The organism is Gemmobacter sp. LW-1, from assembly GCF_001303875.1.
In the GTDB taxonomy this organism is placed as follows: Bacteria; Pseudomonadota; Alphaproteobacteria; order Rhodobacterales; family Rhodobacteraceae; genus Gemmobacter; species Gemmobacter caeni.
Genome location: NZ_LJSC01000005.1, coordinates 142,170 through 155,404 on the forward strand (window position 1 = coordinate 142,170; position 13,235 = coordinate 155,404).

A 13,235-nucleotide genomic window follows, 5' to 3' on the forward strand; every position below is an offset into this window, starting at 1 on the left:
GAAAGGCGCGGTTTCGATCCAGAAAGGAGCGGCAGATCTTACTTGATCTTGCCTTCCTTGTATTCGACGTGCTTGCGCACCACCGGGTCATACTTGTTGACCGTCATCTTCTCGGTCATGGTGCGGGCATTCTTCTTGGTCACATAGAAGTGCCCGGTGCCCGCCGTCGAGTTCAGACGGATCTTGATCGTCGTCGGCTTCGCCATAGTCGTCTCTCCTGCATCAGGCGAAACAGCGTCGCCCGCTCAATCCTTTGAAGCCTGCCTTTTAAGGATGCGGGCGGCAGAGTCAACAGCGAAAAGCCGGATTCCCTGCCGCTTTTGCAGGGTCAGACCAGCGGCTTGCCTGCGCCGGTGTGAATCGCCGTCACGCTTGCCGCATCCAGCCCCAAAGCGGTGGCCAGACCGCGCAGATAGGTGCGTTCGGCATCCGTATCCACGGTAATCGCCATCAAAGCCGCGGCATAGACCTGGCTGCGCGCGGCCTCGCCCACATCTGCGGCCAGCCCGGCATAATCGACCGGCGCATCAAGCTGCGCCTGAACGAAGGCAATCTCCTCGTCGCTGGCATCCGACAGATGCGAGAGAATCGCCGCCCGCTCCGCCGGATCAATCTCGCCATCGGACTTGGCGGCCTGAATCATCGCGCGGATCATCAGGCGGGCATTTTCCTCGGCCATCGGGCCAGCCGGGGTGGCGCCGGTCAGTGCCCCCATCATTTCGCCCATGTTCTTGGCGCCCGCCGTCGCGGCGCCGGTCATGGCGCCCATCAGGCTGCCAAGGCCCGCCTCGGCCTGCTCGGTCGCCTGTGCGGCGCCGGCGCCCCATTTGCCCATCATCTCGCGCATGGCAGCGCTGCCGCCGGGGATGCCCAGTTTGTCGGCCATGGCCCCCATCTGGTCAGCCATGCCGCCGGGCTGCCCCGCACCGCGCAGCGCGTCCTTCATGCCGGTCAGACCGCCGTTCTGCTGGAACTTCTGCACGCCTTTTGCGGCGGCGAAGCCCACGGCCAGCGTGGCGAGGGTGCGGATGAAACTCATGATGCGACTCCCTTCTGTTTCCCGCAGCATAGCGCGATTCGTTGAAAGGGAAGCATCGGATTGCCGCGAGGCGGGTCAAAGGGCAGAAAATTGCGCGGATAGCCTGTAAGCCGGATTCTGTCCAAGGCGTTACCGCCTCTGGATGACCATTCCTCTGCGCGCCGCGTTGCCACGGCGCTCTAGCTGCCAACCCGGGCGCTCTTGGGCTGAAGCGTCCCTTGCGGAGGTCTCCGACAGCCTTGCGGCTGAACGTCGGACCTTTCCGCGCGAGGCCCCTATTCGGCATTGCTCCGGGTGGGGCTTGCCATGCCGGTCCTGTTGCCAGTCCCGCGGTGGGCTCTTACCCCACCGTTTCACCCTTACCCTGCAAGCAGGGCGGTTTGTTTTCTGTGGCGCTTTCCCTGGGGTTGCCCCCGCCGGGCGTTACCCGGCACCCTTACTTCATGGAGTCCGGACTTTCCTCGCACGTCTTGCGACGCACGCGGTCATCCAGCCATCCGCGCGACAGGCGGCTTACGCCTGCGCCACGGGGGCGTCAACGGGAAAACGGGTGGCAAGGTCCATGACCATGGCCAGATCGGTGGCATCCACCGGACCGGAGGCATTGGGCCGGAACCGCGCACGGAAGGCTGCCAACAGCACATCCTCGGCCGCATCCGGGTAGCCAAAGCCCCGCGCCGCCGCCACGAAGGCGCCCGGTTCGGGGTCCGGCCCCGCCGTGATTGCGGGCCAGACCGACAGACCGCGCGCAGCAAAGCGCTGCCAGTCGAAGTCCGGACCCGGGTCGGATTTGCGCGCGGGCGCCATGTCGCTGTGGCCGATGACCCGCTCAGGCGGAATCTGCCAGCGATGCATCAGATCGGCCAGCAACACCTCAAGAGCCGCCATCTGCGCCTCGGGGAATGGCCCCGTGCCGGGATGATCCAGCTCGATCCCTATGGACCGCGAGTTCACATCGCTGACGCCCCCCCAGGCCCCTGCCCCGGCATGCCAGGCGCGCAGCTCCTCGGGCACCAGCCCGATGACCTTACCCTGTTCCGAGATCAGGTAATGCGCCGAAACCTCGGCACCGGGGTCGCAAAGCCGGGCCTGCGCCTCTGCGCAACTGGCCATTGCGGTATAGTGCAGCACGATCAGATCGGGCTGTGCCCCGTTGCGGCGCGGGCCGCAATTCGGCGAGGGATGATCGCCAAAGGCCAGCATCAGATCAGTTCACCGCCGCGCGGAACGGCGCAGGGTTCCACGAACAGGCATAGCCATCGCCATCGGGATCAAGCCCCTTGCGGTCCTTCTCGGGTCCGCCCGCCTGAAGGAAAGCGATCTGCGCCTGATCCGAGGAGGAGAAGGCGGCACAGGCGCGGTCGGCGTTCTTCAGTTGCAGTGAGGATCGCGGATACATCGGCGTGCCGACCGCATGCGAGGTGGACAGCGCGAACTGCACGATGTTCGGCCCGCTGGAACTTTTCTGCACCGGCAACGGCATGGTCACCGCCGGGGTCACGGGTTGCGGTGCGGGCGCCGGGGCAGCCACAGGAGCCGCGCCAATCATCGCGCCCTGCATCGGCTCGCTTCCGCCCGAGGCTCGGTCGATGGCCGCCCCCACACGCTCGGCCGAGAAGCCGGGCGAGGTTGTGGTGGTGGTGCCTCCCAAAGGCTGCCCCGCCGTCACGCCGCCCGGCATGATCGGCTGCGCGCCAGTCGCCACCATGGGGGTGCCGTTGTTCAGCGCCGCTTCGCGCCGCGCGGCATAGCTGCCGTAATCCTCAAATCCCACTCCGGCGTCGGAATCCGGCACGGAAGGCCCACCGCAGGCCGAAAGAATCAGGACAGGGGCACAGAGGATCAGGGCAGGCAGCGAGCGGCGCATGGCATCCTTCCAGAAAGACAGGACCGGCCCGAGGGGCCGGTCGCAAAGATTTCGCGGTGGATTACCACCATTTCCGGGGTTTTTCCACAAATCCCGCCGCACGCTCCAGCACATAGGCGTGATTGAGCAGATCGCCCTCTTCCCAGGGCCGCCCGATCAGTTGCAGACCCAGCGGCAAGCCCTCGCGGTCCAGCCCCATCGGGACCGACACGCCCGGAAGGCCGGCAAGGTTCAGCGTCACGGTAAAGACGTCATTCAGATACATCTCCACCGGATTGGCGCTTTGCATCTCGCCCAGACCGAAGGCCGGGCTGGGCGTAGTGGGCGCGAGGATTGCATCCACCCCGGCGGCAAACGCCTGTTCGAAGTCGCGCTTGATCAGCGCACGCACCTTGCGGGCACGATTGTAGTAGGCGTCGTAGAAACCGGCAGACAGCACATAGGTGCCGATCATGATGCGGCGCTGCACCTCGGCGCCGAAGCCTTCGGCGCGGGTCTTTTCATACATCTCGGTGATGCCGTCGCCCGCCCCCAGCTTGGCACGGTGGCCATAGCGCACCCCGTCATAGCGGGCGAGGTTCGACGATGCCTCGGCCGGGGCGATGACGTAATAGGCGGGCAGCGCGTATTTTGCATGGGGCAGCGAGATGTCGACCACCTCGGCGCCCGCGTCGCGCAGCATGTCGGCACCCTTCTGCCACAGCGCCTCGATCTCCGGGCGCAGGCCCGGCAGGCGGTATTCGCGCGGAATGCCGATCTTCTTGCCGCGGATATCGCCGGTCAGCGCCGCCTCGAAATCCGGCACAGCCAGATCGGCACTGGTCGAATCCTTCGGGTCGTGCCCCGACATCGCGCCCAGCAGGATCGCGGCGTCACGCACCGATTTGGTCATCGGCCCGGCCTGATCCAGCGACGAGGCATAAGCGATGATGCCCCAGCGGCTGACACGGCCATAAGTCGGCTTGATGCCGACGATACCACAGAAAGCGGCGGGCTGACGGATCGAGCCGCCGGTATCCGTGCCGGTGGCCGCGATGCACAGATCGGCCGCGACGGCGCTGGCCGAACCACCGGACGAGCCGCCCGGCGAAAGCTCGCGGTCATCAACCCGCCATGGGTTCACCGCAGGCCCATAGCAGGAGGATTCGTTGGACGAGCCCATGGCGAATTCGTCCATGTTCAGCTTGCCCAGCATCACCGCACCCGCATCGAACAGCTTGGTGGTGACGGTGGATTCGTATTCCGGCTTGAACCCCTTGAGGATGTTTGACGCTGCCTGAGAGGGAACGCCCCTGGTGCAGAACAGATCCTTGATGCCCAGCGGGATGCCGCAAAGATCGGGCGCATCCCCCTCTTTCAGCCGCACGTCGGCCGCTCGCGCCTGATCCAGCGCCATTTCCGGCGTCTTGTGGACATAGGCGCCCAGCGCATCGCCCGCATCCATCGCCGTCAGGCAGGCCATCGTCAGATCGGTGGCGGACAGATCCCCCTTGCGCAGCGCATCGCGCGCATCGGCAAGCGTCAGTTCGTTGGCGTTCGTCATTCCACCACCTTCGGCACGGCAAAGAAACCCTCACGGGCATCGGGGGCGTTCTTCAGAACCAGTTCCTGGATATTGCCATCCGTCACCACATCGGCGCGGCGCTTCAGGCGCATCGGCGTGACCGAGGTCATCGGCTCCACCCCAGTCACGTCGACCTCGTTGAGCTGCTCCATGAAGCCGAGGATATTCGAAAGCTCCCCGGCCAGCGCCGGCAGGTCGCTTTCATCCACCTGGATACGGGCGAGTTTCGCCACCCGCCGCGCGGTTTCAACGTCGATCGACATTGCCCGATCTCCCTTCGCATCTTTGCCCACCGTTTAACGGGGCCGGGGCAGGCGCGCAAGGCGCAGGGGTCAGACCAGGATGGTATCCTCGCTGGCCAGCAGGTCGGCCAGATCAATCCCCCGCAGAAGGATGCTGGCCTGCCGGATCGTCAACAGCGTGCCATTGTCCACCTGCTCCGGCCGGAGTTGCGCATTGCCGATCATGTCGATCACATCGACCCCGATCACGAAATCCATGACGACATCACGACCACCCCCCGCACGCAGCACGAAAGTATCGGCCCCGGCCCCGCCTTTCAGCACGTCATTGCCGGAGCCCCCTTCCAGCCGGTCGCGCCCGGCGCCGCCCTCCAGCCGGTCCCTGCCACTGCCACCGATCAGCGTATCATGCCCGCTCCCGCCAAAAACCGTATCCCGGCCCGCGCCAGCCCGTGCCACATCATTGCCGGCGCCCAGGCTGATACGGTTGTCGCCCGAAAGATCCAGCTGCGCGAAAGCCGAAAACAGGGAATGGTCGAAACGATCATTGGCCCGCGTCCCGTCGATCCGCAGGTCATCCTGCCCCAGCAGAAGCCGCGCCAGCCCGGCGCCGTCCTCGCTGTTGACAATGGACAACACCACATCCGCCGGATCAACCGACAGGCCATCAAAGCTGATGATACTCCGCCCGTTGAGCGCCGAAACCAGTTCGATGGCCTTGACCGAACCGGGGGCCTGGTTCGACAGGGCCTGCAAACCGCCCTTGTCGGCATCAAACCGGGTTGCCGTGCTGAACCGGCCGGTAATCTTCAGGTCGAACAGGCCGTCGCGGTCATAGGTCCATTCCCGCAAGCCGCCCTCCAGCACCTGCTCCGACGGCGCGGGCACATTCGGCCGCTCGCCCGTGCGTTCCAGGATGAATTGCATATCGTCGAAAAGACCCGCGAGCTTGCGGCCAAAAGACGCCGCGAAGGAAAGTCTGGGCATGAAATCTCTCCATCAGCTTCAAAATTGCTTGGCCCCGAAAAGTTAAACCCAAACACAGCTTCGGGCAACGAAACTTGCCAGCACGGCCGCAAACGCCCACATTCGGACAGATAGAAGAAAGGACCATCCCCATGAAGATCATCTGGCTCGGCCATTCCGGTTTCCGCATCGAGATCGAGGACGCGGTGCTCCTGATCGACCCCTGGCTGACCGGCAATCCGGTCTTTCCCGCCGACCGCCGGGCCGAGGCGCTGGCAGGGGCCACCCATATCCTGCTGACCCATGCCCATGGCGACCATGCCGCCGATGCCGCTACGCTGGGAGCCGGGCTTGGCATCCCGGTCGCCTGTATCCACGAAGTTTCCGAATGGCTGAATGCCGATGGCAAGGTGCAGACCATCGGCTTTGGCAAGGGTGGCACCATCCGCCTCGGCGGCGCGGCGGTGACCATGGTCAACGCCACCCATTCCGCCTCCATCGACTTCAAGACCGGCGGTTTGCAGCCCGCAGGCTCCGCCGCCGGTTTCATGATCGCAGGCGAAGGCCATACGATCTATGTCTCGGGCGATACCGACATCATGGCCGACATGGACTGGATGGGCGATTACCACAAACCCGACATCGGGATCCTGTCCTGCGGCGGCCATTATACGATGGACATGGCCCGCGCGGCCTATGCCGCCCGGCGCTATTTCAACTTCACGACCGTGATCCCCTGCCATTACAAGACCTTCCCGATCCTTGCGCAGGATGCGGCACCGCTGATCGAAGGACTGCCCGGCGTGCAGGTGATCGAGCCGCAGGTGATGACGCCCATCATCCTCTGACCCGGCGGCGCCCCGACGGGGCGCCCCGTTTCAGGGCTTCAGATAGGCATAGCCCTCGTATTGCAACTCCATCAGCCGCACCGCACCGGAGGGCACCACCTGCGCATCCTCCAGCAGCGGCACGTCCTTGTTGGTCCTCTGCCTGATGGATTCCACCGTGTTCAGACAGGCGGAAAAGGTCAGGTTCTCGTGCTGCAAGGCCAGATCCCCCACGCGTGAGGCGACCGGCGAAATATCCGACCGCAGCATGGTCAACCCCGGCCCGTAGGTCACGATCTCGACTACAGCCTCTTTGCCAAGCGCCTGATAATGCGCGATGATATTGACGGCATTGTTCAGCGCCATGTTCATCACAGCCGGATCGTCCTGATCGACATGGATCGCCACTTTCGGCACTTCGGGAACCTCCGCCTTCGCGCCGTGCGCCACAGGTGTAAACGCCAGAACCGCCGCCACGGCCAGACCGCGCAGCCCTTGCATGAAACGCATCCCACCCTCCCTTATGAGATTTTTCATATATATGAATATTGCGTTCATCCAGGCCGCGAGACAAGCCCTTTACGCGGAGCCTCGCCGCTGCGCGAAGAATCTCCGCAACAGCCCCTCCGCCTCGGCCCCGGCAATCCCGTCATAAACCTCGGGCACATGGTGGCATTGCGGATGCGCAAAGACCCGCGCGCCCACCGCCACGCCCCCGCTTTTCGGATCAGCGGCGCCATAATACAGCCGCGCGATCCGTGCCGCCGAAATCGCAGCAGCACACATCGGACAAGGCTCCAGCGTGACGTAGAGGTCATACCCCGTCAGCCGCTCCTGCTCCAGGGCGGCACAGGCAGCGCGGATCGCCAGAATCTCGGCATGGCCGGTCGGGTCACACAATTCGCGCGTCCGGTTCCCTGCCCGCGCCACCACCCTCCCTGAAGGCGCAACGACAACGGCCCCCACCGGCACTTCGCCCCGGTCACCCGCCGCCCGCGCCTCTGCCAGCGCCAGATCCATATACGACCGGAATCCGCTCACCGTTGCCCTTTCCCCTGCAAACCCGTAATTTGCATCTTGCAGAAATACTCTCGGGGGTCCGGGGGCAGACAGCCCCCGGGGCCGCCGCCCCCCGCCTCCTCCTACATGCCGGGAAACCCATGTCAGAACAAGCCAGGCCCAAAGCGCCGAAATCCGCGGCCCAGAAACCGGCGTCCGGGAAACCAGCCCCCGAAGGCGAGCGTATCGCCAAGGTGCTGTCGCGCGCAGGCGTCGCCTCGCGGCGCGAGGCGGAACGGATGATCGAGGCTGGCGAGGTCAAGGTGAACGGCAAGGTCATCACCTCGCCCGCCCTGAACGTGACCGCGAAGGACCGCATCACCGTGCGGGGTGAGCCGCTGGCCGAAAAACAACCCGCCCGGCTCTGGCTTTACTACAAGCCCGAGGGGCTGGTCACCTCGGCCGCGGATGAAAAGGGCCGCGACACGGTGTTCGACCATCTGCCGGAAGAAATGCCGCGCGTCATGTCTGTCGGGCGGCTCGACCTCAATTCCGAGGGGCTCTTGCTGCTGACCAACGATGGCGGGCTGAAGCGGCAGCTGGAACTGCCCTCAACCGGGTGGCTGCGCAAATACCGGGTCCGGGTCCATGGCAACCCGACCGACGCGGATTTTGAACCGCTCCGCAAGGGGATCGAGGTCGAGGGTGAACGCTTTCAGCCCATGCAGGTGACGCTTGACCGCGTTCAGGGGGCGAATGCCTGGGCCACCGTCGGCCTGCGCGAGGGCAAGAACCGCGAGATCCGCCGTGCCATGTCGGCCATCGGGCTGACGGTGAACCGGCTGATCCGGGTTTCTTATGGCCCGTTCCGCCTGAACGAGCTGCAACCCGGCGAGGTCGCCGAGGTGAAAGGCCGCATCCTGCGCGATCAGCTGGGCTTTGATCCCGACGGCGGCGAGGATCTCGCGATGCCCGAAAGGCCCCGCGCGAAACCCGCGCCCCGCCGCGAAGGGGCGGCGAAGGCCCCGGCAAAACCCACGCCACGATCCGCCGCCAAACCCGGCACCGCCGCCGCACGGCTGGCGCGATCCGCCGATCAGTGGCTGGATGCGGCAGAGGTGCGGGCGATCCGCGCCGGGAAGGCCGCGCCCGGCAAATCAGCAGCAGGCAAACCCCGTGCAACACGCCCCGAGGCCGGTGCCTCTGCCGAAGGTGGCGCCGCGCGCAAACCCGGCCCCGCCCGCAGCGGCGCGCCGTCAGGCAAACCCCGTCCGCCGCGCAGCCGCGGCTGACCGGCAGGGGATCAAGGGGGAATTTCGTGCAGCCGCAGCACTGGAATGCAGGCCCAGCCTTCCCTATAATCAGTGGCGTGGCGCCCGCCACGCTGGCTTGACCCTGCCCCCGGAGGCCCGATGCCCGCATCCGCCATCCAAAGCTTCAGCTTCATCCTGTTGATGGCGCTTGTGCTTTATGTCGCATTTGCCGGAGGCGCCTGAGATGGCGCAGCGTTTCGGTGGCAAATATTCCCCGACCGGCGAGGTGCAGCGCGATCACGCCACCGCCCCGTCGCAACAGCCCGCCAATCCGTTCGACAGCCGCCGCCCGGTGCGGGCCGGCGCGCGCTCGAACCTTCTGTTCGCGGTTCCGGTGATCTTTGCCTTCCAGGCTTTCCGCGCCGATCCGGCCGGGCTGGTGTTCGGCCTTGCCGCGACCGGGTTCAGCCTCGGCGCGGCCTGGCTGACGCGGGAAGGCATCCGCGCGCAGGAGGCCTATGACCAGCGCCGCGTCGCCAAACGCCCCGCCTTCCCGCGCAAGATCGCAGGCGCCGTGCTGACCGGGCTTGGCCTTGCCGCCGCAGGTATGATGACCACCGGCGCACCGCTGCTGGCAGTCGTGTTCGGCGTCATCGGCACTGCGCTGCATCTGGGCGCCTTCGGGCTTGACCCGCTGCGGGACAAAGGCGCCGAGGGGATCGATGCCTTCCAGACAGAACGCGTCGCCCGCGCCGTGGACGAGGCCGAGGCCTATCTGGCAGCCATGAAAAACGCGATCCTGCGCGCCCGCGACCGCGCACTGGAAGCGCGGGTGGATCGTTTCACAGCCGCTGCGCGCCAGTTGTTCCGCATGGTCGAAAACGATCCCGGCGACCTGTCCGCCGCCCGCAAATACATGACCGTCTATCTGATGGGCGCGCGCGATGCGACGGTGCGCTTTGCCGATCTTTACGCGCAGAACCGCGACCCGAAGGCGCGCGGCGATTACGAGGCGCTTCTGGCGGATCTTGAAACCAATTTCGCGGGCCGCACCAAGGCTTTGCTGGCAAATGACGCAAACGCACTGGATGTCGAGATTCAGGTGCTGCGCGAGAGGCTGGAGTACGAGACGCCCAAAGCGGACCGCGCCTGACGCAAGACCGTTGAGAAGCCGCGGCACCCTCCGTATAACCGCCACAGTAGCCCGTATCACCGTTTCAAACCCCGTGAGGCCAGAATGACCGAGACCGTTCGCACCGAAGCCGCCGCCGCCCTGGCGGAAGTGGAGAAAGTCACCGCTGTCGTCCTGCCCGAGCCGGGCACCGAGGTCGTTCCGCTGCAGGCCGCCCCCCCGGCCGAGGCCGCCGAAATCCGCAGACGGATGGACGAGCTGGACATGACCAATACCCAGTCCATCATCTCGTTCGGCTCGTCCGCGCAGGCCGAGCTTCAGGTCATCAGCCAGCAGATGCTGGCCGATGTGAAAAACAAGGATGTCGGCCCGGCGGGCGACGGGCTGCGCTCCATGGTTTCGACGTTGCGCGGCTTTTCGGTTTCGGAACTGGACGTGCGCCGTGAGCGCAGCTGGTGGGAGAAACTGCTGGGCCGCACCGCACCCTTCGCCAAATTCGTGGCGAAATACGAAGAGGTGCAGAGCCAGATTGACCGTGTGACCACCGACCTGCTGGAGCATGAGCACAAGCTGCTGAAGGACATCAAGTCGCTTGACCTGCTCTATGCCCGCACGCTCGACTTCTACAACGAACTCGCGCTTTACATCGCGGCGGGCGAGGCCAAGCTGGCCGAACTGGATGCGACTGTGATCCCCGCGAAAGAGGCCGAGGTTGCCGCCGCGCCCGAAAACGATCAGGTTCTGAAAGCGCAGGAACTGCGCGACCTGCGCGGCGCCCGTGACGATCTGGAACGCCGCGTGCATGACCTGAAGCTGACCCGTCAGGTGACGATGCAATCGCTGCCGTCGATCCGACTGGTGCAGGAAAATGACAAGTCGCTGGTCACCAAGATCAACTCGACGCTGGTGAACACCGTGCCGCTGTGGGAAACCCAGCTGGCGCAGGCAGTCACCATCCAGCGCTCGCGCGAGGCGGCGGGGTCGATCAAGGCGGCGAATGACCTGACGAACGAGCTTCTGACTTCGAACGCCAAGAACCTTCAGGAAACCAACCGCATCGTCCGCACCGAGATGGAGCGCGGCGTCTTCGACATCGAGGCGGTGAAACAGGCCAATGCCACGCTGATCGCCACGATCAACGAAAGCCTCGCCATTGCCGACGAGGGCAAGGCCAAGCGCGCGGCGGCCGAGGCCGATCTTCACAAGATGGAGGCGGAGCTGCGCGACACGCTGGCTTCGGCCAAGGCCCGGCGCGACGGGCTGGGCACCGCCACCGGCACTTCGGTCTGAGTTCACATTGTGGCAAAGGGGCTGCGCCGTTTTCTTCTGAACCGTTCCGGCCTCGCCGCGCTGGCGCTGGCGGTCCTGTCGGCTTGCGTGCAGACTCCTGTCACGCCCGCCCCGCCTGCCACCGGCCCGGCGCCACGCCCCGCCCAGCCCCCTGCCCGCCCAGAGGTTTCGGCGGAAAGCCGGGCGCTGGAACATTACTATGCCCAGGTGCAGGCCGATCTTCTGTCGCAGCATCTGCTGCGCACCGATGGCGGCGGGGTGGATACGCCCTTCACCGATACGATGCTGACGGAAAACTTCATCCGTATTGCCCTGTTCGATGAATACCGGCGAGGGCCGGGCGGGTTGGTTGCGCAGGAAACCGCCAGCCGGTTGCGCCGGTGGGATGCGCCGGTACGGATGAAGCTGGTGTTCGGCGCCTCCGTCGCGCCGGACCGCCGTGCCACCGACCGGGCGCGCATCGCCTCCTATCTGTCGCGGCTGTCCGCGATCACGGGCCACCCGATCGGGCTGGCAGACAGCAACCCGAATTTCTTCGTCTACATGGTGAACGAAGATGAACGCCGCGCACTTGGCCCCGTCATCAGCGCCACCCTGCCGGATCTGTCCGGCCCGGAGGTTGCGGGGCTGACCAATCTGCCGCGTTCGACCTATTGCATTGTCTATGCGCTGTCAGAGGGGCATTCCTCGACCTACTGGAGGGCTTTTGCGGTCATCCGGGCCGAACATCCCGATCTGCTGCGGCTGTCCTGCATCCACGAGGAAATCGCGCAGGGGTTGGGGCTTGCCAATGACAGCCCGTTGGCACGCCCGTCGATCTTCAATGACGACGAGGAATTTGCCCTGCTGACCCGGCAGGACGAGCTGATGCTGAAAATGCTCTACAACCCTGCCCTGCGGCCGGGGATGAGCGCGGCAGAGGCCCGGCCCATCGTGCGCGAGCTGGCGATGCGGCTGGTCGGCGGCCCAAGCTGAACCAGCAGGGCTGCGGGTGCGACGCAATTCCCCCGCAACCCCCCTTCAAACCTCTGTCGCCTCGGCTATGTTACCCTCATGCAGGACGGGCCCCGTGGCCCGCCCCGGCGCGGCTCTTGCGCCCGGTAACGGAAAGGTTTCGTCATGGTCTTCGATTTTCTGAAGGGCGAATTCATCGACGTCATCGCCTGGCTTGATGACAGCCGCGATACGATGGTCTGGCGGTTCGAGCGGCGCGGTCAGGCGATCAAATACGGTGCCAAGCTGACGGTCCGCGAGGGGCAGGCGGCGGTTTTCGTGCATGAGGGGCAGTTGGCCGACGTGTTTGGTCCCGGCCTTTACATGCTCGAAACCAACAACATGCCGATCATGACCACGCTCCAGCACTGGGACCACGGGTTCCAGTCGCCGTTCAAGAGCGAGGTCTATTTCGTCAACACCACCCGCTTCAACGATCTGAAATGGGGCACCAAGAACCCGATCATGTGCCGCGATCCCGAATTCGGGCCGGTGCGGCTGCGCGCCTTCGGCACCTATTCGATGCGCGTGTCCGACCCGGCGGTGTTCCTCAAGGAAATCGTCGGCACCGATGGCGAATTTACCGCCGACGAGATCAGCTTCCAGATCCGTAACGTCATCGTGCAGGAGATGAGCCGGGTTCTGGCCTCCTCGGGTATTCCGGTGCTCGACATGGCGGCGAATACCGCCGATCTGGCCAAGCTGATCGCCACAGCCATCGCGCCGAAGATCGCCGAATACGGGCTGATACTGCCCGAATTTTATATCGAGAACGTCAGCCTCCCCGAAGAGGTCGAAAAGGTGCTGGACAAGCGCACCTCGATGGGGATTGCGGGCGATCTGAACAAATACATGCAGTTCAACGCCGCCGAGGCAATGAATGCGCCGGGTGGTGCCATGGGCAGCGCGATGGGCGCCGGGATGGGCGCGGCACTTGGCATGGGCATGGCGGGCCAGATGCAACCCGGCCCCTGGGGCGCCGCTCCGCAGGGTGCGGCGGCGGCTGGAACGCTCTGCCGATCTGGTGATCCGTCTGGGGGACGGCACCGAGGAAAGCCGCGCG

Annotated in this window: 15 protein-coding genes and 1 other RNA gene; 6 read left to right on the forward strand and 10 right to left on the reverse strand. The window is 65.3% G+C overall.

Annotated features, from left to right (window positions below):
• Positions 1-38: 38 nt before the first annotated feature.
• From rpmG to AO684_RS00975, 8 genes are all read right to left on the reverse strand, one after another.
• Complete coding sequence (rpmG, locus tag AO684_RS00945; protein ID WP_011750518.1) at positions 39-206, reverse strand: 50S ribosomal protein L33; 168 nt, start codon at positions 204-206, stop codon at positions 39-41.
• A gap of 122 nt (positions 207-328) precedes the next feature.
• Positions 329-1,039, reverse strand: coding sequence for a DUF533 domain-containing protein (locus AO684_RS00950; RefSeq protein ID WP_054300857.1), 711 nt, complete (start codon positions 1,037-1,039; stop codon positions 329-331).
• Positions 1,040-1,129: 90 nt separating this feature from the next.
• An RNA gene (gene rnpB / locus AO684_RS01020) (RNase P RNA component class A) lies at positions 1,130-1,540 on the reverse strand.
• A 12-nt stretch (positions 1,541-1,552) separates the two neighbouring features.
• Entirely contained in the window at positions 1,553-2,242 is a 690-nt protein-coding gene (locus AO684_RS00955) for an N-acetylmuramoyl-L-alanine amidase (RefSeq protein WP_054300858.1), read from the reverse strand.
• Positions 2,243-2,246: 4 nt separating this feature from the next.
• Complete coding sequence (locus AO684_RS00960) at positions 2,247-2,906, reverse strand: hypothetical protein (RefSeq protein ID WP_054300859.1); 660 nt, start codon at positions 2,904-2,906, stop codon at positions 2,247-2,249.
• A gap of 61 nt (positions 2,907-2,967) precedes the next feature.
• Positions 2,968-4,449, reverse strand: coding sequence for an Asp-tRNA(Asn)/Glu-tRNA(Gln) amidotransferase subunit GatA (gene gatA / locus AO684_RS00965; protein ID WP_054300860.1), 1,482 nt, complete (start codon positions 4,447-4,449; stop codon positions 2,968-2,970).
• Positions 4,446-4,733, reverse strand: a complete 288-nt coding sequence (gatC, locus tag AO684_RS00970) for an Asp-tRNA(Asn)/Glu-tRNA(Gln) amidotransferase subunit GatC (protein WP_054300861.1) — start codon at positions 4,731-4,733, stop codon at positions 4,446-4,448. The genes gatA and gatC overlap by 4 nt, the downstream gene beginning before the upstream one ends.
• 69 nt (positions 4,734-4,802) lie before the next feature.
• Positions 4,803-5,699 (reverse strand): hypothetical protein, encoded by an 897-nt coding sequence (locus tag AO684_RS00975; RefSeq protein ID WP_054300862.1) that lies wholly within the window; start codon positions 5,697-5,699, stop codon positions 4,803-4,805.
• Positions 5,700-5,830: 131 nt separating this feature from the next.
• Here AO684_RS00975 and AO684_RS00980 point away from each other — a divergent pair, with 131 nt between their 5' ends.
• The gene (locus AO684_RS00980; RefSeq protein ID WP_054300863.1) at positions 5,831-6,526 is read left to right on the forward strand and encodes a metal-dependent hydrolase; all 696 of its coding nucleotides are present in this window, start codon (positions 5,831-5,833) and stop codon (positions 6,524-6,526) included.
• Positions 6,527-6,556: 30 nt separating this feature from the next.
• Here AO684_RS00980 and AO684_RS00985 read toward each other — a convergent pair whose 3' ends face one another.
• Both AO684_RS00985 and AO684_RS00990 read right to left on the reverse strand, forming a co-directional pair.
• Positions 6,557-7,015 carry a DsrE family protein gene (locus tag AO684_RS00985; protein WP_108128861.1) on the reverse strand — a complete coding sequence of 153 codons (459 nt, stop codon included), beginning with the start codon at positions 7,013-7,015 and terminating at the stop codon, positions 6,557-6,559.
• A 69-nt stretch (positions 7,016-7,084) separates the two neighbouring features.
• On the reverse strand, positions 7,085-7,525 hold the full coding sequence (locus AO684_RS00990; RefSeq protein WP_054300864.1) for a nucleoside deaminase: 441 nt from the start codon (positions 7,523-7,525) through the stop codon (positions 7,085-7,087).
• 140 nt (positions 7,526-7,665) lie between these two features.
• On the opposite strand from AO684_RS00990, the gene AO684_RS00995 reads away from it, so the two are divergent.
• From AO684_RS00995 to AO684_RS01015, 5 genes are all read left to right on the forward strand, one after another.
• A complete protein-coding gene (locus AO684_RS00995; protein ID WP_082400620.1) occupies positions 7,666-8,796 on the forward strand; it encodes a pseudouridine synthase in 1,131 nt (376 codons plus the stop codon).
• Between the two features lie 205 nt (positions 8,797-9,001).
• The gene (locus AO684_RS01000; RefSeq protein ID WP_054300865.1) at positions 9,002-9,910 is read left to right on the forward strand and encodes a 5-bromo-4-chloroindolyl phosphate hydrolysis family protein; all 909 of its coding nucleotides are present in this window, start codon (positions 9,002-9,004) and stop codon (positions 9,908-9,910) included.
• A gap of 84 nt (positions 9,911-9,994) precedes the next feature.
• A complete protein-coding gene (locus AO684_RS01005; RefSeq protein WP_054300866.1) occupies positions 9,995-11,179 on the forward strand; it encodes a toxic anion resistance protein in 1,185 nt (394 codons plus the stop codon).
• A 9-nt stretch (positions 11,180-11,188) separates the two neighbouring features.
• Positions 11,189-12,154: a DUF2927 domain-containing protein gene (locus tag AO684_RS01010; protein ID WP_054300867.1), complete on the forward strand. Its 966-nt coding sequence runs from the start codon at positions 11,189-11,191 to the stop codon at positions 12,152-12,154.
• 144 nt (positions 12,155-12,298) lie between these two features.
• Positions 12,299-13,235: SPFH domain-containing protein (locus tag AO684_RS01015; protein WP_054300868.1), on the forward strand; the 937-nt coding region annotated here is incomplete at its 3' end.